The 18,031-nt window shown below is 69.6% G+C and carries 16 protein-coding genes; 6 read left to right on the top strand and 10 right to left on the bottom strand.

Going from position 1 to position 18,031, the window contains the following annotated elements; genetic code table 11:
• The first annotated feature begins 10 nt into the window (after positions 1 to 10).
• Together ACFSGX_RS01295 and ACFSGX_RS01290 are read left to right on the top strand one after the other, a co-directional pair.
• Positions 11 to 2,737, top strand: coding sequence for an ATP-dependent DNA helicase (locus ACFSGX_RS01295; RefSeq protein WP_380926890.1), 2,727 nt, complete (start codon positions 11 to 13; stop codon positions 2,735 to 2,737).
• On the top strand, positions 2,734 to 3,273 hold the full coding sequence (locus ACFSGX_RS01290) for a SixA phosphatase family protein (RefSeq protein WP_380926889.1): 540 nt from the start codon (positions 2,734 to 2,736) through the stop codon (positions 3,271 to 3,273). The genes ACFSGX_RS01295 and ACFSGX_RS01290 overlap by 4 nt, the downstream gene beginning before the upstream one ends.
• A gap of 150 nt (positions 3,274 to 3,423) precedes the next feature.
• Here ACFSGX_RS01290 and pdeM read toward each other — a convergent pair whose 3' ends face one another.
• Together pdeM and ACFSGX_RS01280 are read right to left on the bottom strand one after the other, a co-directional pair.
• Complete coding sequence (pdeM, locus tag ACFSGX_RS01285) at positions 3,424 to 4,086, bottom strand: ligase-associated DNA damage response endonuclease PdeM (RefSeq protein WP_380926887.1); 663 nt, start codon at positions 4,084 to 4,086, stop codon at positions 3,424 to 3,426.
• A gap of 58 nt (positions 4,087 to 4,144) precedes the next feature.
• Positions 4,145 to 4,702 (bottom strand): CHAP domain-containing protein, encoded by a 558-nt coding sequence (locus ACFSGX_RS01280; RefSeq protein ID WP_380926885.1) that lies wholly within the window; start codon positions 4,700 to 4,702, stop codon positions 4,145 to 4,147.
• A 373-nt stretch (positions 4,703 to 5,075) separates the two neighbouring features.
• Here ACFSGX_RS01280 and pheS point away from each other — a divergent pair, with 373 nt between their 5' ends.
• Together pheS and pheT are read left to right on the top strand one after the other, a co-directional pair.
• Positions 5,076 to 6,248, top strand: a complete 1,173-nt coding sequence (pheS, locus tag ACFSGX_RS01275) for a phenylalanine--tRNA ligase subunit alpha (RefSeq protein WP_380926883.1) — start codon at positions 5,076 to 5,078, stop codon at positions 6,246 to 6,248.
• Entirely contained in the window at positions 6,245 to 8,602 is a 2,358-nt protein-coding gene (gene pheT / locus ACFSGX_RS01270; protein ID WP_380926881.1) for a phenylalanine--tRNA ligase subunit beta, read from the top strand. Before pheS ends, pheT begins: the two co-directional genes overlap by 4 nt.
• Before the next feature lie 92 nt (positions 8,603 to 8,694).
• Here the strand turns inward: pheT and metW are convergent, their stop codons facing one another.
• Both metW and metX read right to left on the bottom strand, forming a co-directional pair.
• On the bottom strand, positions 8,695 to 9,297 hold the full coding sequence (gene metW / locus ACFSGX_RS01265) for a methionine biosynthesis protein MetW (protein WP_380926879.1): 603 nt from the start codon (positions 9,295 to 9,297) through the stop codon (positions 8,695 to 8,697).
• Entirely contained in the window at positions 9,288 to 10,418 is a 1,131-nt protein-coding gene (metX, locus tag ACFSGX_RS01260; protein ID WP_380926878.1) for a homoserine O-acetyltransferase MetX, read from the bottom strand. Before metX ends, metW begins: the two co-directional genes overlap by 10 nt.
• A gap of 246 nt (positions 10,419 to 10,664) precedes the next feature.
• Between metX and hisC the strand changes: the two genes are divergently transcribed.
• Both hisC and ACFSGX_RS01250 read left to right on the top strand, forming a co-directional pair.
• The gene (hisC, locus tag ACFSGX_RS01255; protein ID WP_380926877.1) at positions 10,665 to 11,756 is read left to right on the top strand and encodes a histidinol-phosphate transaminase; all 1,092 of its coding nucleotides are present in this window, start codon (positions 10,665 to 10,667) and stop codon (positions 11,754 to 11,756) included.
• Positions 11,756 to 12,661 carry a prephenate/arogenate dehydrogenase family protein gene (locus tag ACFSGX_RS01250; RefSeq protein ID WP_380926875.1) on the top strand — a complete coding sequence of 302 codons (906 nt, stop codon included), beginning with the start codon at positions 11,756 to 11,758 and terminating at the stop codon, positions 12,659 to 12,661. Before hisC ends, ACFSGX_RS01250 begins: the two co-directional genes overlap by 1 nt.
• A gap of 76 nt (positions 12,662 to 12,737) precedes the next feature.
• On the opposite strand, the gene ACFSGX_RS01245 is transcribed toward ACFSGX_RS01250, so the two are convergent.
• From ACFSGX_RS01245 to ACFSGX_RS01220, 6 genes are read right to left on the bottom strand one after another with little or no spacing between them, the layout of a single operon-like run.
• Entirely contained in the window at positions 12,738 to 13,586 is an 849-nt protein-coding gene (locus ACFSGX_RS01245; RefSeq protein ID WP_380926873.1) for a 2,4-didehydro-3-deoxy-L-rhamnonate hydrolase, read from the bottom strand.
• Positions 13,587 to 13,614: 28 nt separating this feature from the next.
• A complete protein-coding gene (locus ACFSGX_RS01240) occupies positions 13,615 to 14,424 on the bottom strand; it encodes a MetQ/NlpA family ABC transporter substrate-binding protein (RefSeq protein ID WP_380926871.1) in 810 nt (269 codons plus the stop codon).
• A 42-nt stretch (positions 14,425 to 14,466) separates the two neighbouring features.
• Positions 14,467 to 15,132 (bottom strand): methionine ABC transporter permease, encoded by a 666-nt coding sequence (locus tag ACFSGX_RS01235; protein WP_380926869.1) that lies wholly within the window; start codon positions 15,130 to 15,132, stop codon positions 14,467 to 14,469.
• The gene (locus tag ACFSGX_RS01230; RefSeq protein ID WP_380926868.1) at positions 15,129 to 16,103 is read right to left on the bottom strand and encodes a methionine ABC transporter ATP-binding protein; all 975 of its coding nucleotides are present in this window, start codon (positions 16,101 to 16,103) and stop codon (positions 15,129 to 15,131) included. Before ACFSGX_RS01230 ends, ACFSGX_RS01235 begins: the two co-directional genes overlap by 4 nt.
• A complete protein-coding gene (locus tag ACFSGX_RS01225; RefSeq protein ID WP_380926866.1) occupies positions 16,100 to 17,101 on the bottom strand; it encodes an LLM class flavin-dependent oxidoreductase in 1,002 nt (333 codons plus the stop codon). The genes ACFSGX_RS01230 and ACFSGX_RS01225 overlap by 4 nt, the downstream gene beginning before the upstream one ends.
• Positions 17,098 to 18,015: an ATP-grasp domain-containing protein gene (locus tag ACFSGX_RS01220; RefSeq protein ID WP_380926864.1), complete on the bottom strand. Its 918-nt coding sequence runs from the start codon at positions 18,013 to 18,015 to the stop codon at positions 17,098 to 17,100. The genes ACFSGX_RS01225 and ACFSGX_RS01220 overlap by 4 nt, the downstream gene beginning before the upstream one ends.
• Between the last annotated feature and the right edge of the window lie 16 nt (positions 18,016 to 18,031).

Below are 18,031 nucleotides of genomic sequence, written 5' to 3'. Positions count from 1 at the left end.
TGTTGTACGGATGATCCCGCCGCCGACCTTCAGCGCGCTCCACGCGACCCATGGCGGCATCTGGATCGCGGAAGCGGACGGCCGCGTCCGCACCGTCGGCCGGGGCGAGGCGATCGCCCACGCCGCCGAAACGCCCGTCGTGCTGTTGAACGCGCCACTCGCCGCCACCCGGCTCGGCTACGGCGAACTGAGCGGCCTCGACCTGCTCGAACTCTACGCCTTCGTCCATCCCGGCCAGTTCGCGGTGCCCACCCCCGCCGGCCTCGCCCGCGCACTCGGTCTCGATCCGCCGGAAAACGAGACCGCCGCCGCCGCCTTCCTGCTCGTCGCCGCTCACGCGCTGCTCAACCAGCTCGACCGCCCCGACTGGGCAGAGCGCGAGGGGGCCTGGACCTCCGCCGCCACGCTCCAACGCCTGCGCTGGCCGTGGAGCACCGCGGTCGTCCCGCGCATCGCCCGCCCGGACAAGGCGGAGCGCTGGCTCTTCTCCCGCCTGCCCGAATGGGACGAGGGCGCGCTCCGCCCGCAACCCCGCCCGGTCGTGCTCGGCGACGTCGAAACCGTCGCCACGCTCGAACGGCTGGTCGGTGCGCAGGCCGAACCGCGCCAGGGGCAGCGCGACTATGCCGTCGCCGCCGCCCGCGCGTTCGACCCGCGCGTGATGGACGATCGCCCCCACGTCCTGCTGGCGGAGGCCGGCACCGGCATCGGCAAGACGCTCGGCTATCTGGCACCCGCAGCACTCTACGCCGCGCGCGCCGACGGTCCGGTGTGGATCAGCACCTACACCAAGACGCTGCAACGCCAGCTCGACCGCGAAACCGGCCGCATCTTCGCCGATCCCGCCGAACGCCGCGAAAAGGTCGTCGTCCGCAAGGGCCGCGAAAACTATCTCTGCCTGCTGAATCTGGAGGACGCGTTGCAGGGCGGGTTCCAGGGCCGCGCCGCGATCCTCGCGCATCTCGTCGCACGCTGGGCCGCCTACAGCCGCGACGGCGACATGGTCGGCGGCGACCTGCCCGGCTGGCTGCCCACGCTGTTCCGCAAGGCCGGATCCACCGCGCTCACCGACCGTCGCGGCGAATGCGTCTATGCCGGCTGCCCGCACTACCGGCGCTGTTTCATCGAACGCGCCGCGCGCGCCAGCGAGGGCGCGGACATCGTCATCGCCAACCACGCGCTCGTCATGATCCTGGCGCAGCGCCGCCGCGACGAGGGCCGCCCGCTCGCCCGGATCGTGTTCGACGAAGGGCATCATCTGTTCGACGCCGCCGACTCGACCTTCGCCGCCGCGCTGACGGGGCAGGAGGCGATCGAGCTGCGCCGCTGGATCATGGGCCCCGAGAAACACGCGCGCGGGCGCCGCCGCGGGCTGTCCGCGCGGCTGTCCGACGTCGGCTCCTATGACGAGGCGGGCGGTCTTGCGATCGAGGATGCGGTCCAGGCCGCCGGCGCGCTGCCCGCCGACAACTGGCTCGCCCGCATGGCCGACGGCCTGCCGCTCGGCCCGATCGAAACATTGCTCGCTCGCGTCCGCGACACCGTGTTCGCCCGCGCGCGCGCCGCCGACGCCGGCTATGGGATCGAGACGGAGGCCGCCGAACTCGACGGTCCGCTGGTCGAGGCCGCCGCCCCCGCGGTCCAGGCACTCGACGCGCTGGTCGGCCCGATGCTCCGCCTGCGCCAGCGGCTCGAGGCGGTGCTGGAGGACGGCCCCGACTGGCTCGACGCCGCCGCCCGTGCGCGGATCGAGGGCGCGATCGGCGGGCTGACGTTGCGCAGCCGGATGCTCGGCGGCTGGATCGCGCTGCTCGGGCGGCTCGGCGGGCCGGTCGATCCCGATTTCGTCGACTGGCTGGCGGTCGACCGGGTCGAGGGTCGCGAATTCGACATCGGCCTTCACCGCCACTGGCTCGATCCGTCCAAACCGCTCGCCGAAACCGTGCTGAAAGCCGCGCACGGCGTCATCGTCACCTCCGCCACGCTGCGCGGCGGGTCCGACTGGGCCACCGCCGACGCCGCGGTCGGCACCGCGCATATCTCCGTCGAACCGCGCCGTTTCGCCGTCGCCAGCCCGTTCGACTATGCCAACCGTTCCGAAGTGCTGGTCGTCACCGACGTGAAACGCGGCGACTTGGCCCAGCTCGCCGGCGCCTATGCCCGGCTGATCGAGGCGGCGGGCGGCGGCACGCTCGGCCTGTTCACCGCGGTCGCCCGGCTGAAGGTCGTGACCGCGCGCATCGCCGACCGGCTCGCCCGGGCCGGCCTGCCGCTTTACGCACAGCATGTCGATCCGATCGACACCGGCACGCTCGTCGATATCTTCCGCGACGATCCGCGCGCCTCGCTACTCGGCACCGATGCGCTCCGCGACGGCGTCGACGTCCCCGGCGAATCGCTCCGGCTGGTGGTGATGGAGGGCGTCCCCTGGCCGCGCCCCACCGTGCTGCACAGCGCGCGCCGCGCGGCCGGCGGCGGCTCCGCGCATGACGACCGCGTCGTCCGTGCGCGGCTGGCGCAGGCGTTCGGCCGGCTGATCCGCCGGGCGGACGATCGCGGGCTGTTCGTGCTCCTGTCCGCCGCGATGCCGTCGCGCCTGCTCGACGCATTCCCGCCCGGTGTCGTCGTAACGCGCCTCACGCTCGACGAAGCGGTGGCACGCGTCGCATCGCGCCTTTCCCTCGACGCGAAACCGGGGCATCAGTCCGCCACCATCGACGCGCTGGGGAGCCCATGAAGACCTTGATCCTGCTCCGCCACGCGAAATCCGGCTGGGACGACAGCGTCGCCCGCGATTTTGACCGTCCCCTGAACCCCAAGGGAAAGCGCGCCGGCCGCACCGTCGGCCAGCATATGCGCACGCAGGGCCTGCGGTTCGACGCCGCGGTCGCTTCCCCCGCGGTCCGCGTCGTCGAAACGCTGGCGCACGTCGCGGACGGCTACGGCCACGCGATCGACCCGGCCTGGGACCGCCGGATCTACCTCGCCTCGGCCTCAACGCTGCTCGACGTCGTGCAGGATGCCGACGACAGCGCCGAGTCGCTCCTGCTCGCCGGCCACAATCCGGGGCTGGAGGATCTCGTCCTGCTGCTGGTCCCCGACCGCACCGACGACGCCGAACGCGACAAGGTCGAGGAGAAATTCCCCACCGCCAGCCTCGCCGTCCTGCGCTTCGACGCCGACCACTGGTCCGACATCTCCGAAGGCAGCGGCACCCTCACCCGCTTCGTCCGCCCCCGCGACCTGGACGCGACACTGGGCCCCGACGCGTAACCAAACTCCCTCCCCCCACCGGGGGGAGGGCCGGGGTGGGGGGATTTTCTGGGTGAAACGCCAGTAGGGATCCCGCGGGAAAATCTCACCTCAAGCCAAGCCCCCCACCTAACCCTCCCCCCGGTAGAGGGGAGGGTTAAGCAGAAGCCATCAAGCCGCCAGTGGAAACCGCAGCATCCGGTCCGCCACCGGCACCAGCGCCTGCCCCGGCGCCCCCAGCGCGCGCCCGATCTCCGGATGATCCGCATCCAGCCCACCGGTCAGCGCACCGAACGCCGGCAGGATCAGCTTGTTCTCCGTCGCCACAAAACACCGCCGCGCGATCCGCCGCCCGCGCACCGTGATGCGCAGCTTGGGGTGGAAATGCCCGGACAGTTCCGGCCGTATCTCGCGCGGGTCCGCCTCGTGGCGCAGGACCAGCCCGTCGACCGTCATCTCGTCCACCACCGTCCCACCGCAATGATCGGCGATCAGCGGATCGTGGTTCCCCGTGATCCACACCCAGCGCGTCCGTTCGGTCAGGCCGCGCAGCATCGCCTGCGCCTGCGCCGGCAACCGCTCGCACCCCTGCACGTCGTGGAAACTGTCGCCCAGGCACCAGATCTCCGCCGCCCCGGTTGCCGCGACCAGTGCGGTCAGGTCGGCCAGCGTCGCGATCGAATCATAAGGCGGCAGCAGCTGCCCGAACCGCGCGAACCAGCTCGCCTTTTCGAAATGCAGGTCTGCCACCAGCAGCGCCCGGCGCGCGGGCCAGAACAACGCCCCCTGAGGCAAGGCCATCAGCTCGTGGCCACAGAACGAAAAGGGAACCATATCTCCCGGCCTATAGGTCCGCCGGGCCGGAGATCACAAGCGCAATCGGGTCGCCCAATCAGGCAGCGCTCTTCTCGCCGTCCGTCGCGGTGTCGGCCTTGGCACTCACGTCGTTCGCGACTTCGCCCGCCGCCTTGGCCAGCGCCTTGCCGCCATAGATGAAGCCGTAGACCGGATACGCCTTGATCCCGATCGACTTGATCGGCGCGTACCACACCTTCACCTGGCTCCAGTCGTTGGCCGGCGACGCATCGATCACCGTCACGTCGTTCTCGACCTGCCCGCGATGCCCGTTGATCAGCGACCAGTTGGCGTGCGTCACCTTGATGATGCGGTCGCTGACGATCTTGCTGACGGTGGCGACATGGCCGACCCGCATCGCGCCGGTCGCCTTGAACACCAGCACCGCACCCGGCTTCGGCGCCGTCCCGCGGTTATATTTGCCCGCCGCCTGGTTCCACCAGGTGAACGCGTTGCCGAACAACTTCACGCCCGAGATCATCCGCGCGAACGGGACGCACTGCCAACCGAAGCTCTTGGCCTCCGCCGCGGCCGGGGTCATCGCAAAAAAGATGAGGGCGAGGAAACCGACTGCGTTCTTGGTGGTTGTGGTCATGTCGCGTCCCGCCCCGTTGTTGACACTCGGGTATGTCGGACGATCTGATCGCGCCAGAGCGAGGCGGCGGGCCGTCCCACGCTTGCGCCGAGTTGAACGGCGAATTTACACTCATCTCAGTTTATCGCCGAGGTCCTTCGGTTCGTCGATCAGGCTCCTGCCCGACGGGATTCGCTAACCGAAAATTCGCATCTTCCGGATCGCACGGTCGTCACCCGGCGGCGCCATCCATCCCGCTCCCATGACGCATAGGACGCGGCACCGGCTCCTCAGCTGGACCCCAGGCAATATCCCCCGCTTGATCCTGCCCCTCCCCCGCGACTACGGGTTCCGGGACGAAGTCCGCCCGACATGGCGGCGAAAGGGGTGACGCGTGGACGACATCGAACAACAGAAGGCCGACTGGCTGGCGCAGATCACCGTCGCCGACGCCCCCGCGCTGGAGGCGATCCGCGTCGCCGCCCTCGGCAAGAGCGGCAGCATCACCGCGCTCTTGAAGACGATGGGTAAGCTCACCCCCGACGAACGGCTCGTCCAGGGCCCCGCCATCCACGGCCTGCGCGAGGCGGTGACCGCCGCGATCGCCGACCGCAAGGCGCTGCTCGACACCCAGGCGCTCGACGCGCGGCTCGCCACCGAACGGCTCGACCTTACGCTCCCCGTCGCGCTCCCCCCGGCCGGCTCGGTCCACCCGGTGGCGCAGGTCATGGACGAACTGGCCGAGATCTTCGCCGACCTCGGCTTCGCGGTCGCCACCGGTCCCGAGATCGAGGATGACTGGCACAACTTCACCGCGCTCAACATTCCCGAAACGCATCCCGCGCGGGCGATGCACGACACCTTCTATGTGGAACGGGTCAACGAGCAGAAGGAAGCTAGCGCCGAGCAAAGCCCGTCGTCGGTCGACGCGGACTCCGCGCCGCCGGCCGGATCCGCAAGCGCGCCCGCGGGGCCGCGCATGCTTCTCAGGACACACACCTCCCCAGTCCAGATCCGCACCATGCTCTCGCAGCAGCCGCCGATCCGCATCATCGCCCCCGGCCGCACCTACCGGTCGGACAGCGACGCCACCCACACCCCGATGTTCCATCAGGTCGAAGGGCTCGTCATCGATCGCGGCATCACGATGGGCCACCTGAAATGGACGCTCGAAACCTTCGTGAAGGCCTATTTCGAGCGTGACGACATCGTCCTGCGCCTGCGCCCGAGCTATTTCCCCTTCACCGAACCCTCGGCCGAGGTCGACGTCGGCTTCACCTGGGAAAAGGGCCGCCGCGTCATCGGCGGCGGCGGTGATGCCGCGGGCGGCGGCTGGATGGAGATCCTCGGCTCCGGCATGGTCCATCCGAAGGTCATCGCCGCCTGCGGGCTCGATCCGGCGGAGTGGCAGGGCTTCGCCTTCGGCTGCGGGATCGATCGGCTCGCCATGCTGAAATACGGTATGGACGATCTGCGCCCGTTCTTCGACGGCGACCTGCGCTGGCTCAGGCATTATGGTTTCGCGGCGCTCGACATGCCGACGCTGTCCGGGGGGATTTCGGCATGAAGTTCACATTGTCCTGGCTCAAGGACCATCTCGAAACCGACGCCACCGTCGAACAGGTTGCCGAACGGCTAACCGAAATTGGGCTGGAGGTGGAGGGGATCGACGATCCCGCCGCGCGCATCGCGCCGTTCGTCGTCGCCCGCGTCCTCACCGCCGCCCCGCATCCGCAAGCCGACAAGCTGCAGGTCCTGTCGGTCGACGCCGGCGGCCCGGAACCGCTCCAGGTCGTCTGCGGCGCGCCAAATGCGCGCGCCGGCCTGGTCGGCGTGTTCGGCGCGCCCGGTACCTATGTGCCCGGGCTCGACGTCACGCTGAAGGTCGCGGCGATCCGCGGCGTCGAATCGCGCGGCATGATGTGTTCGGCGCGCGAACTGCTGCTGTCCGACGCGCATGACGGCATCCTCGAACTGGCCGACGATGCCCCCGTCGGCGCCTCCTACGCCGACTATGCGCAGCTCAGCGACCCGGTGATCGACGTCGCGATCACGCCCAACCGCCAGGATTGCATGGGCGTCCGCGGCATCGCGCGCGATCTTGCCGCCGCCGGGCTCGGCACGCTGAGATCGCTCGTCGTCCCCACGATCAAGCCCGCCTTCCCCTGCCCCATCGCGATCCGCACGGACGATCCGGACGGCTGCCCCGCGCTCTACGGCCGCGTGGTCCGCGGCGTCGCGAACGGTGCCGCGCCCGACTGGATGGCCCGCCGCCTCACCGCGGTGGGGCAGCGCCCGATCTCTGCGCTGGTCGACATCACCAACTATGTCATGCTCGATCATGGCCGGCCGCTCCACGTCTACGATTTGGCGAAGCTCCAGGGCGGGCTCGTCGCGCGCAAGGCCGCGGCCGGCGAAACGCTGACCGCGCTCAACGGCCGCGACTATGCGCTCACCCCGGCGATGACCGTCATCGCGGACGACACGACCGTCCACGACATTGGCGGCATCATGGGCGGGATGCATTCGGGCGTCTCGGCGGACACGACCGACATCGTCGTCGAATGCGCCTTCTTCGAACCGACCACGATCGCCCGCACCGGCCAGGCGCTGGCGCTCACCAGCGACGCGCGCACCCGCTTCGAACGCGGCGTCGATCCGCAGTTCCTCGACGACGGCCTCGCCATCGCCACCGACCTGATCCGGCAGATCTGCGGCGGCGACGCGTCGGACGTGGTCCGCGCCGGCACCGCGCCCGAGGGGGTCAGCGTCATCGCGCATGATCCGACGCTCTGCCTGCGCCTCGCCGGCATGGCCGTCCCCGCCGATCGCCAGCGCCGCATCCTGACCGCGCTCGGCTTCGGCGTCGACGCCGGCTGGAACGTCCGTGTCCCCAGCTGGCGGCGCGACGTCGACGGCCCGGCCGACCTGGTCGAGGAAGTCGTGCGGATCGAAGGGCTCGCGCGGCTTGAATCGGTCCCGCTGCCGCGGATCGAGGGTGTCGCGCGCCCCACCGCCACCCCGGCACAGCTGCTCGAACGGCGCGTCCGCCGCGCCGCCGCCGCCCGCGGCCTGTCCGAAGCGGTCACCTGGAGCTTCATCGCGCAGGCCGAGGCCGACGCATTCGGCGGCGGCGCCTGGGCGCTGACCAACCCGATCAGCGAGGCGCTCAAGATCATGCGCCCCTCGCTGCTGCCCGGCCTCCTGTCCGCCGCAAAGCGCAATGCCGATCGCGGCGGCGCGACCATCCGGCTGTTCGAGGTCGGCCGCCGCTACCTGGCGGACGGCGAGCGCGCGACGCTCGGCTTCGTCCTGATGGGCGACCGCGCGCGCCGCGACTGGCGCGACGGCAAGCCCGCCGCATTCGACGCCTACGACGCGAAGGCGGAGGCGCTGGCCCTCCTCGCCGCCGCCGGCGTGCCGGTCGACCGCGTCCAGGTGATGGCCGCCGTCTCGCCGGTCTACCACCCCGGCCGCTCGGCGACGCTCCGGCTCGGCCCAAAGACGATCCTCGCGGAATTCGGCGAACTCCACCCCGCCACCGCCCGCGCCATGGGCCTCGACGGCAGTGCGGTCGCCGGCGAGATCCACCTCGACGCCGTACCCCAGAAGCGCGGCACCGGCCCCGTCCGCCCCGGCTTCGCCCCCCCCGCGCTCCAGCCCGTCCGACGCGACTTCGCCTTCGTCGTCGCGCCGACGCTGGTCGCCGACGACCTCGTCCGCGCGGTGCGCAGCGCCGACAAGACCGCCATCGTCGACGCCCGCATCTTCGACCGCTTCGTCCTCCCCGACGACAACCTGTCCGTCGCCGTCGAAGTCACGCTGCAACCGAGCGACAAGAGCTTCACGGATGCGGAGCTGACCGCGATCGCCGACAAGGTGGTCGCGGCGGCAACGAAGGTCGGCGCGCGCCTGCGCTAAGCTTCATCCAAGGGCGCAACAGGCCCCCTCTCCCCTCCGGGGAGAGGGCTGGGGAGAGGGGCAGTGGCTTGAGACGACCGAGGTCGCAAAACTCACCGCCGCAACAAAAACACCGCATGCTCCGCCAGCAAGTTCGCCTGAACCGCCGAACAGCGCCGCGATCCGGCCAGAAACCAGGCCTCCTCCACCACAATCCCCCGCGCCGCCACGAACGCCCGGAAATCGTCGATCGTCAGGTGGTGGATATCCTGCGTCTCGTACCAGCTGACCGGCAGCGCCGCCGTCACCGGCATCCGCCCGCCCCACATCAACGACCACCGCACGCGCCAGTAGGCGAAGTTCGGGAACGACACGAACGCCGTCCGCCCGATCCGCAGCAGCTCGTCCAGCACGCGGTCCGGCCGCCGCGCGGTCTGCAACGTCTGGCTCAGGATCGCATGGTCGAAACTGGCATCGGGATAGGCCGACAGGTCGGTATCGGCATCGCCCTGCACCACCGACAGCCCGCGCGCGACCGCGGCCGACACGTTCGCCCCGTCGATCTCGATTCCGCGCGCATCCACATGCTTGTGCGCGCTCAGCTCGTCCAACAAATCACCGCTACCGCATCCAACGTCGAGCACTCTGGCACGCGGGGAAATGTAGTTTGCAATAATTTCGAGGTCCGGACGAAGGGTCGGTTTGTTCAAAGGCATGACGGCACCGCACGCAAAAACCCGTCGACCACGCGGTTCAGCTCCGGCACGTCGAGCAGGAACGCGTCATGCCCGAACGGCGACGACAGCTCGACGAAACTCGCCGCCGCACCCGCCGCGTTCAGCGCATGCACGATCGCCCGGCTCTCCGACGTCGGGTAAAGCCAGTCGCTGTCGAAACTCACCAGGCAGAACCGCGTCGCCGACCCCGCAAACGCATTGGCCAGCCGCCCGCCATGCTCCTCCGCCAGATCGAAATAATCCATCGCGCGGGTGATATAGAGGTAGCTGTTGGCATCGAACCGGTCGGTAAAGCTGATCCCCTGATGTCGCAGATAGCTTTCGACCTGAAAATCGGCGTCGAACCCGAAACTCTTCGTCTCGCGCGCCTGCAACCGCCGCCCGAATTTCTCGGTCAGCCCGGCCTCGGACAGATAGGTGATGTGCGCCGCCATCCGCGCCACCGCCAGCCCGGCGGTCGGGGCCACAGCGCCTGCCCCATAATACTCGCCCTCGCGCCAGTTCGGATCGGCCATGATCGCCTGCCGCCCGACCTCGTGGAACGCGATATTCTGCGCGGAATGGCGTGCCGCGGACGCGATAACCACCGCGGACCGCACGCGATCCGGATAGGTCGCCGCCCACTCGAGCACCTGCATCCCGCCCATCGACCCGCCGACCACCGCCAGCAGCTTGGCGACACCCAGATGATCCATCAGCAACGCCTGCGCCCGCGCCATGTCGCGCAGCGTGATGACCGGAAACCGCATCGCGTAGGGGCGCCCCGTCGCCGGATCGACGCTCGCCGGCCCGGACGATCCCATGCACGACCCCAGCACATTGGCGCACACGATGAAGTGCCGCGCCGGATCGACCGGCTGCCCCGGCCCCACCATCCGCGTCCACCAGCCGGGCTTCCCCGTCCGCGGATGATCCGACGCGACATGATGATCGCCGGTCAGCGCGTGGCAGATCAGCACCGCGTTCGACCGCTCGGCGTTCAGCGTGCCATAGGTTTCGTAGGCGATATCGACCGAGGCCAGCACCGCACCCCCGTCCAACGCGAACGGCCCGGGCAGCGTCACGACGCGCGAAAGGCCGAAACGGGCATCCTCGGACATGCCTGCGCGCTAAGGGCGCCAAGGAAAGCTGTCAATCACTCCCTCCCCCCACCGGGGGGAGGGCCGGGGTGGGGGGCCGCGCTGGACACAACGCTTATGTCGCACGCTACGCCGAACGCACGCCTTCCGACCGCTCACCCAGTGAAGCCCCCCACCCAACCCTCCCCCCGATGGGGGGAGGGCTAAATTCGACAAAACCCCATCTTCGACATGACGCAGCCCCCCCAATCCGCTATCGACGCGCGCATGACAGCACCTGCTCCAAAGCCCTGGATCGACGCGATCGCGCCCTATCTGCCGGGCCGCACCACCACCGACAGCGGCGTCCGCGCGACCAAATTGTCGTCGAACGAGAACCCGTTCGGTACCGGCGCACCGGCCCGCGCCGCCTATGCCGCGGAAGCAGGGACGCTCGATCGCTACCCAGATCCCGGCGCGACGCTGCTGCGCGAAGCACTCGCCGCGAAATACGGCCTCGACCCCACACGCGTCATCTACGGCACCGGATCGGACGAGATCCTGCATCTCGCCGCGGGTGCGTTCGCCGGCGTCGGCGACGAAGTGCTTCAGGTCCGCTACGGCTTCTCGGTCTACGAAATCGCCGCCCGCCGCGTCGGCGCGACTTTGGTCGTGGCCCCGGACCGGGACTACGCCACCGACATCGACGCGCTGCTCGCCGCGGTCACGCCGAAGACCCGCGTCGTATTCGTCGCCAACCCGAACAACCCGACCGGCACCTACAGCGACCGCAGCGACATCGCCCGCCTCCACGCCGGCCTGCCCGCCGACTGCCTGCTCGTCATCGACCAGGCCTATGCCGAATATCTGGCACCGGGCGCCGACGACGGCGCGCTCGAACTCGCGCGCGGCGCACAGAACGTGCTGATCACGCGCACCTTCTCCAAGATCCACGGCCTCGCGGCCGAGCGGATCGGCTGGGGCTACGGCCCCGCCCCCGTCATCACCGCGCTCCACAAGATTCGTGCGCCGTTCAACGTCACCACCGCAGGCCAGGCCGCGGCGGTCGCGGCGCTCGGCGATGACGCGTTCGTCGATCGCAGCCGCGACCACAACGCCACCTGGCGCGCCTGGTTCGCGACCACGATGAACGCGATCGACGGCCTGCGCGCCGTGCCGAGCGAGGCGAACTTCTCGCTTATCCTGTTCGAGGGCCGGTTGACCGCGCAGGCCGCGTTCGAAGGGTTGATGGAACGCGGCTACATCGTCCGCTGGCTGCCGGGGCAGGGCCTGCCCCACGCGCTGCGCATCACGATCGGGACGGAGGAGGAGACGCGCGGGGTCGCCGCGGCGATCGCGGACATGGCCGCCGCCGCCTGATGCTCCCCTTCGCGCGCGTCACCGTCATCGGCCTCGGGCTGATCGGCTCGTCGGTCGCGCGCGCGATCCGGGCGTCGCTCCCCACGGTGCGCGTCACCGGCCATGATGCCGACCCCGCGGTCCGCGCCCGCGCCCGCGAACTCGGCTTCGCGCACGACATCACCGACCAGGCCGGCACCGCGGTGCTCGACGCCGACCTCGTCCTGCTCTGCGTCCCCGTCGGCGCGATCGGAGCGGCGGCGGCGGACATCGCCGCGGACCTGCCCGCCGACGCGATCGTCAGCGACGTCGGCGGATCGAAGGTCAGCGTCGCCGCCGCGCTCCGCGCCGCGCTACCGGATGCGATCATCGTCCCCGGCCACCCGGTCGCCGGCACCGAAAACAGCGGCCCGGATGCCGGCTTCGCGACGCTGTTCGCCGGCCGCTGGTGCATCCTGACCCCCGACGCGGACACGCCGCCGGTCGCGACGGCACGCGTCCGCGCCTTCTGGGAATCGCTCGGCGCGCAGGTCGAGGAGATGACCGCGCACCACCACGACCTTGTCCTCGCGGTGACCAGCCACGTCCCCCACCTCATCGCCTACAGCATCGTCGGCACCGCGTCGGACCTCGAACAGGTGACCGAGAGCGAAGTCATCAAATATTCCGCCGGCGGCTTCCGCGACTTCACCCGCATCGCCGCGTCCGACCCCACCATGTGGCGCGACGTGTTCTTGAACAACCGCGAGGCGGTGCTGGAGATCCTGCAACGCCTGACCGAAGACGTCACGATGCTGCAACGCGCGATCCGCTGGGGCGACGGCGACACGCTGTTCGAGCTCTTCTCCCGCACCCGCGCCATCCGCCGCGGCATCCTGGAACAGGGCCAGGACGACCCGCGCGCGGACTTCGGCCGGGCGCACTGAGACCTCGTTTGGTTCGAGCCTGTCGAGAACCCTTCGCGGCGTTCTCGACAAGCTCAAACAAACGGGTTCCTAGACTTTAGGCGAACGCCACCACCGTCGAACGCTGCTCGCCCAGCCCGGTCGCGCCCAGCCGCAGCGTATCGCCCGGTTCGAGGAAGATCTTGTGCGGCTTCTGCCCCTCGCCCACGCCCGGCGGCGTGCCGGTGATCAGCAAGTCCCCCGGGTTCAGCGTGATGAACCGGCTGACATAAGCGATGCATTGCGCGACCGAGAAGATCATCGTCGCGCTGTTGCCCGTCTGCCGCCGGATCCCGTTCACGTCGAGGAACAGGTCGAGCGCCTGCACGTCGCCCACCTCGTCCGGCGTCACCAGCCACGGGCCGGTCGGGCCGAACGTGTCGCACCCCTTGCCCTTGTCCCACTGCGTCCCGCGTTCCTTCTGGAAACCGCGTTCCGACACGTCGTTGACCAGCACATAGCCTGCGACATGCGCCAGCGCGTCAGCCTCCTCGACATAGCGGCAGGTCGTGCCGATCACGACGCCCAGCTCGACCTCCCAGTCCAGCTTCGTCGCATCGCGCGGCTTCATCACCGGGTCGTTCGGCCCGGTCAGGCAGGAGATTGCCTTGGTGAAGAAGATCGGCTCGCTCGGCACCGGCAACCCGGCCTCCGCGGCATGATCGGCATAGTTCAGCCCGACCGCCAGGAACTTGCCGATCCCCGCCACCGGCACGCCGTAGCGCGGATCGCCCTCGACCAGCGGCAGCGACGTCGGACCGATCGCCCGCAACCGCGCGATCGCGTCGGGCGTCACCGTCGCCGGCGTCACGTCCGGAATCACGCCCGACAGGTCGCGGATGCGCCCGTCCGCGTCCAGCATCCCGGGCATTTCCTGACCCACCGGGCCGTAGCGGAGCAGTTTCATGGGGAGGATCTCCAGTCTGGATTGAGGATCAGAACGCCGGGATCACGGCACCCTTGTACTTTTGCGCGATGAACGCCTTCACATCGTCGCTGCGCAGCGCGGCGATCAGCTTCACCACCCGCGGGTCGCGCGCCGCCGGGGCCAGCCCGACGAGGTAGTTGACGTACGGGCTGTCCTTGCCCTCGATCGTCAGCGCGTCGCGCGTCGGGTCGAGCTTGGCGTCGAGCGCATAGTTCGTATTGATCAGCGCCATGTCGACCTGATCCAGCACGCGCGGCAGGGTCGCCGCCTCCAGCTCGCGGAACACCAGTCCGCGCGGATTATCGACGATATCGCCGACCGTCGCCAGCGGATCGGCCGGGTTCTTCAACCGGATCAGCCCCGCCTTGGCCAGCAGCGTCAACGCCCGGCCGGTCGTGCTGCTGTCGTTCGGGATCGCGACCACCGCGCCTTTCGGCAAGGCGGCCAGCGTCTTCCACTTGCGCGAATAGGCCCCCAGCGGCTCGACATGGATCCCCGCCAGCGTCACCAGCTTGGTGCCCCGGGCTGCGTTGAACCCGTCGAGATACGGCTTGGTCTGGAAGTAATTCACCAGGATCCGCCCCTCGGCGACCTGCACGTTGGGCTGGACGTAGTCGTTGAACGTCCGCACCTCCAGCGTCACGCCCTCCTTGGCCAGCACCGGCTTCACATGCTCCAGGATCTCGGCATGCGGCACCGCCGTCGCCGCCACGACCAGCACATTCGGATCGGCCGCGGCACTACCGCCGCCACCGCCGCATGCGGTGAGGAGGGTCAGGGCAGCGAGGCCCGCGAGCAGGTTCCGTCTCAACATCATCAACTCCAAACCCGTGCCTCAAGACCCGTTGGGCGCAGGAAACTACCTCCGCACCAGCCGCCGCACCAGCCAGTCGCCCAGCATCTGGATCCCCTGCACCAGCAGCAGCAACAGCGCCACCGTCACCACCATCACGTCGGTCTGGAACCGCTGATACCCGAACCGGATCGCCAGGTCGCCGAGGCCCCCCGCGCCGACCACGCCCGCCATCGCGGTGAACGACACCAGCGCCACCGCGGTCACCGTCGCCGCCGCCACGATCCCCGGCATCGCCTCGGGCAACAGCGCGCGCCACACCAGGTCGCGCGTTGTGGCGCCCATCGCCTGCACCGCCTCCACCGTGTTGCGATCGACGCCGCGCAGCGCGGTCTCCACCAGCCGTGCGAAGAACGGCGCCGCCCCCACCACCAGCGGCGGGATCGCCCCCGCGACGCCCAGCGAGGTCCCGACCAGCAGCACCGTCGCCGGGATCATCACGATCAGCAGGATGATGAACGGCACCGACCGCAGCAGGTTGACCATCAACGCCAGCACGCCGTTGCCCAACCGGTTCGCCCAAACCTGCCCCGGCGACGTCAGGAACAGCGCGATCCCCAGCGGCAACCCGAACAGGATCGTCAGCACCAGCGACCCGCCGAGCATCGCCAGCGTATCGAGGCACGCCTGCGCGATGTCCGCCCACACGATATCCGCAAACCAGCCGCTCATGCGCTGACCCGCCCGTACCGGCCGAGCGCCGCGATCGCCGCATCCGTGTCGCCACCCGACAGGCCCAGCGTCAGCTGCCCGTAACGCTCGTCGCGCAACCGCCCGATCCGCCCGTCCAGGATCGCGAAGTCCGCCCCCGTCTCGCGAGCCACCATCGTCAGCACCGGCTGCCCGATCGTGTCGCCATGACAGGTCCAGCGCACGACCCGACCCGCGAACTCCGCAAAGTCCGCCGGACCCTGCTCGCCCGCCTCGGCCAGCAAGGCGCGCGTCTCCGCCGCCTGCGGATCGAGGAAGATATCGGCCACCGCACCCTGCTCCACCACGCGCCCGGCATGCAGCACCGCGACCCGGTCGCAAACCTGCCGCACCACGTCCATCTCATGCGTGATCAGCACGATCGTCAGCCCCAGGTCGCGGTTCAGGTCCGCGATCAGCGCCAGCACGTCGCGCGTCGTCTCGGGATCGAGCGCACTCGTCGCCTCGTCGCACAGCAGGATGTCCGGCCCGGTCGCCAGCGCGCGCGCGATTCCCACGCGCTGCTTCTGCCCACCCGACAGCTGCGCCGGATATTTCGCACCATGATCGCTCAAACCGACCCGTGCCAGCAACTCCGCCACCCGAGCGGCCCGGTCGCGCGCCGCCATCCCCGCCACCTTCAGCGGGAACGCGACATTGTCCGCCACCGTCCGCGACCCGAGCAGCCCGAACTGCTGGAAGATCATCCCCACCCGCCGCCGCAACGTGCGCAGCGCCGCATCGTCCAGCGTCGCGACGTCGGCGCCGTCGACCAGCACCTGCCCGGCGGAGGGCCGCTCCAGCCCGTTCAACATCCGGATCAGCGTCGACTTGCCCGCACCCGACCGGCCGATGATGCCGAACACTTCGCCCCGCGCCACGTCGAGCGTCACATCGTCCAGCGCCACCGCACCGCCCGCGAACCGCTTCGTCACGCCGTCGAGACGGATCATCCGCCGATCACCTGCGCCGCGAACCGCTCCATCTCCTCGGCCTGCGGGCTCATCTGAAGCAGCAGCAGGTCGAGCCCCACGCCCTCATAATCCGCGATCCGCTGCTTCAGCTGTTCCGGCGTCCCGACCAGGTTCGGCCGCAACCCGCGGTTCGACACCGCATATTCGCGCAACTTCAATTCGCGCTCCAGCTGAGTCCCCGACAGCCACTGGTCGAAATTGTCGTAGCCGGCGGGCAGGTCGCGCACCGTCGTGATCCGGTCCAGCTCACGCTGCGCTTCCGCCTCGCTGTCGCGCACGATGGCATAGGCCGCCATGCCGAAGGTCATCGGCCGGCCGTTCGCGCGCTGCTTCATGTCGACGATCTTGGGCGCCACCGCCTCCACCGGATCGCCGTGCATCACATAGGCGCTGCACTGGCCGGCGATCATCGTCTTGGCCGCATCGCTCTCGCCGCCGGCATACAATGTCGGCATCTTGGCGGGCTTCGGCGAACAGATCGCCTGGTCGGTGGTGTAGAACCGCCCGGCAAAGCTGAACCGCTCCTCGGTCCACAACCCCTTCACCACGTCCAGCCATTCCGACGTGCGCGCATAACGGTCGTCATGCGCGTCGAACTGCAGGCCATATTGCTTCGCCTCGTCCGCCCACCAGGACGACACGACGTTCAGCGACAGCCGCCCGCCCGAAATCCGGTCGACATTCGCCGCCGCCTTGGCGAACAGCGCCGGCTGGTGGAAATTCGGCCGCACCGCGACCATGATCTCCTGGGTCTTGGTCACCGCCGCGATCGCCGCCGCGGTCGACCAGGCATCGAGCGCCGGCTGGTCCACGCCCTTGATATCGTTCAGGTTCAACTCGGCGATCAGCGTCAGGTCATAGCCGATCTGCTCGGCCCGCACCGCCAGGTCGCGCGCATACTCCCAGCTCGCCGGCCGCTCGTCGTCGACATTGCGCAGCCAACCGCCGAACACCGGCATCCAATACCCGTACCTCACGCCTTGCTCTCCACGATGCGGTCCGCCAGCCAGTCGATCAGCCGGTCGTGCGGATCGAACCCGATCACCGTCACCGGATCCGCCACGAAATTGGACAGCGCGTTGACGTCGTAAAACCGCGGCGTCCCGTCGCGGTCGTCGATCATCACCTCGACCCCGCCGACATCCATCCCGGCGGCCACCGCGATCCGCTCCGCCGCCGCGATCAGTTCGGGCGCGGGATGCGCCTGCACCACCGACACCGCCGCCTTGCCCGGCGCGGTCAGACAGACGTCCGCCGGGCACAAATCGAACCCGCCGCCGCCGTCCACGTCGATCGCATAGAGATATTTGCCGCCCAGCGTCTCGATCCGCGTGATCGCGCCGCTCCGGACGGGCACATATTCCTGCACCATCAGCACGCGGTCGATGCTGTCCGGCGCGTTCCCGTCCGCCACCGCCGCGGCCAGTTCGTCCGCGCTGTCGTACCGCACGATCCCCGCGCCCGATCCGCCGATATTGGCCTTCACCACCACCGGAAAGCGCAGCGTCGCCGCCGCCGCGACCAGATCGGCCGCGCGGTGCACCACCCGCGTCGCCGGAATGGCAAGGCCGAGCCCCGCGATCAGCGCCAGCTGCCGCGCCTTGTTCGCATCGATCGCCAGCACGTCCGCACCGTTCACCACCCGCGCACCGACCGCCTGCCATTGCGCCATGAGCGCCTGCGCGAAGAAGATCGGATGCTCCGGCGCGCGCAGGAAACTCGACATCGCAATTCGGTTGAACACCACCGGCGCGGGCGGCCGCGTGTCGGCGGGATCGAACACCAGCCCATCGGCATGCACCGCATCGAACGAAATGCCACGCGCCTCCAGCCCGGTGAACAGCGGCAGGAACCAGGCGGGATGTTCATAAACGATCGTAATATCAGGCATCGGGCCGCTGTAGCCG

Source organism: Sphingomonas arantia, from assembly GCF_042682045.1.
Classification (GTDB): Bacteria; Pseudomonadota; Alphaproteobacteria; order Sphingomonadales; family Sphingomonadaceae; genus Sphingomonas_R; species Sphingomonas_R arantia.
Note: the sequence above shows the minus strand (reverse complement) of the source record. Positions and strands in the feature narration are given on the sequence as shown.

Excerpts from the sequence above, each read along its gene's own strand:
- ACFSGX_RS01295 (WP_380926890.1), top strand. The coding sequence starts at position 11 with ATGATCCCGCCGCCGACCTTCAGCGCGCTCCACGCGACCCATGGCGGC.
- ACFSGX_RS01290 (WP_380926889.1), top strand. The coding sequence starts at position 2,734 with ATGAAGACCTTGATCCTGCTCCGCCACGCGAAATCCGGCTGGGACGAC.
- pdeM (WP_380926887.1), bottom strand. The coding sequence starts at position 4,086 with ATGGTTCCCTTTTCGTTCTGTGGCCACGAGCTGATGGCCTTGCCTCAG.
- ACFSGX_RS01280 (WP_380926885.1), bottom strand. The coding sequence starts at position 4,702 with ATGACCACAACCACCAAGAACGCAGTCGGTTTCCTCGCCCTCATCTTT.
- pheT (WP_380926881.1), top strand. The coding sequence starts at position 6,245 with ATGAAGTTCACATTGTCCTGGCTCAAGGACCATCTCGAAACCGACGCC.
- metW (WP_380926879.1), bottom strand. The coding sequence starts at position 9,297 with ATGCCTTTGAACAAACCGACCCTTCGTCCGGACCTCGAAATTATTGCA.
- metX (WP_380926878.1), bottom strand. The coding sequence starts at position 10,418 with ATGTCCGAGGATGCCCGTTTCGGCCTTTCGCGCGTCGTGACGCTGCCC.
- hisC (WP_380926877.1), top strand. The coding sequence starts at position 10,665 with ATGACAGCACCTGCTCCAAAGCCCTGGATCGACGCGATCGCGCCCTAT.
- ACFSGX_RS01250 (WP_380926875.1), top strand. The coding sequence starts at position 11,756 with ATGCTCCCCTTCGCGCGCGTCACCGTCATCGGCCTCGGGCTGATCGGC.
- ACFSGX_RS01245 (WP_380926873.1), bottom strand. The coding sequence starts at position 13,586 with ATGAAACTGCTCCGCTACGGCCCGGTGGGTCAGGAAATGCCCGGGATG.
- ACFSGX_RS01240 (WP_380926871.1), bottom strand. The coding sequence starts at position 14,424 with ATGATGTTGAGACGGAACCTGCTCGCGGGCCTCGCTGCCCTGACCCTC.
- ACFSGX_RS01235 (WP_380926869.1), bottom strand. The coding sequence starts at position 15,132 with ATGAGCGGCTGGTTTGCGGATATCGTGTGGGCGGACATCGCGCAGGCG.
- ACFSGX_RS01230 (WP_380926868.1), bottom strand. The coding sequence starts at position 16,103 with ATGATCCGTCTCGACGGCGTGACGAAGCGGTTCGCGGGCGGTGCGGTG.
- ACFSGX_RS01220 (WP_380926864.1), bottom strand. The coding sequence starts at position 18,015 with ATGCCTGATATTACGATCGTTTATGAACATCCCGCCTGGTTCCTGCCG.